Source organism: Moraxella sp., assembly GCF_024227015.1.
Classification (GTDB): domain Bacteria; phylum Pseudomonadota; class Gammaproteobacteria; order Pseudomonadales; family Moraxellaceae; genus Moraxella.
Genome location: NZ_JAAELD010000132.1, coordinates 1 through 1,118, shown reverse-complemented (window position 1 = coordinate 1,118; position 1,118 = coordinate 1). Strand labels below are relative to the sequence as shown.

The window sequence follows — 1,118 nt, the reverse complement described above, 5'->3', positions numbered from 1 at the left end:
CCACCCAACTGCTGACACTCAGGTATAAAATCAAAATCATCCATTTCAAACTCAGCGTTATTAGCTATCTGTTGTTTAATGCGTTCTAACCACTGCAACTGTTCTTCGTTAAAGGCAGCTTGTTGCTGTTTAAGCCAAGCCTCAAAACGTTCATTCACAATTTGCGGAAAGGGTTCTAACTCGTTGGCCACGCCAATAGAGCAGCGAATAAGGCTGATTAAGGCCGGTAGCTTTTCACTCGGCGCTGCACCTTTGGCTTTGAGTTTTTCTAACATTTCGTAGGCCTGCCAAACATCTTTGGGGGCGATGTTATAGGGTGGCTGTTCTATCTCTTCGACCAGGTCATTGAGTTGTTCGTAACTGAGGTGGCGTTTTTTATAGGGCTGGTTGTATACCAGCTGTATGGCATCGAGTTCGTTTTTGTGTTCTGCAATAAACTCTTCGTAACGGATGATGATGCCTTGGGCTTTTTCTTCATCGTAACCGGCGTCTAGTAGCTCATCGGCACTGTCGTCTATCAGTTGATCGGTGTCGCGGCGTAGGGTTTCGATCAGTTCGCGCACATCTGCATCGTTGATTGGCAAAGTAACTTGATGCGCCAGGGCTTCATACTCTTTTTTGCGCTCTTCATCTGAGACTTCATCGGTGCCGAACTTGGCTTTTAGCTGCTCGGCAAAACAGTCTGGGTTACCGGCATGCACTAACTCGCCCGCTCATAGCGCCAGGGGCTTTGGCTCGCCGCTGACTTCTTCGAGTTTTTTATTGAGTTGTTTGCGCTGGTTATCGGTGAGCTTGCTATCGAGGCGTATTAAGCGGTTACCGAGAGATTGCAGGTTTTCAGGGCTCTTATCACCACAGGCGATGTGGTACATGAGTTTTTCGGTTGAGACTGAGGGTTTGCTCTCGAGGCTTTTGGTTTCTGTTTTGTCGGTTTCGGTAACGCCTACGGCATCAACCAGTACAAAACGGGTTTTGGTGGGGGCATCGGGCGTGACTTTCTTCAGTACGTCGTCGCCCACTACGCGGGTGCCTCGGCCTTTCATCTGTTCGTAATAGGCGGGGCTTTTTACATCGCGCATAAATACCACGCATTCTAGCGGTTTGATGTCGGTGCCGGT

The 1,118-nt window shown here is 48.9% G+C and carries 1 protein-coding gene and 1 pseudogene; both read right to left on the bottom strand.

Annotation, left to right across the window (positions count from 1 at the left end; translation table 11 throughout):
* Nucleotides 1-701, bottom strand: a 701-nt coding sequence (locus GY683_RS02825) for a type I restriction-modification enzyme R subunit C-terminal domain-containing protein (protein WP_297287303.1), incomplete at its 3' end; no start/stop codon positions are given.
* A 12-nt stretch (nt 702-713) separates the two neighbouring features.
* A pseudogene (locus GY683_RS02820) lies at nt 714-1,118 on the bottom strand (restriction endonuclease subunit R); the annotation flags it as partial.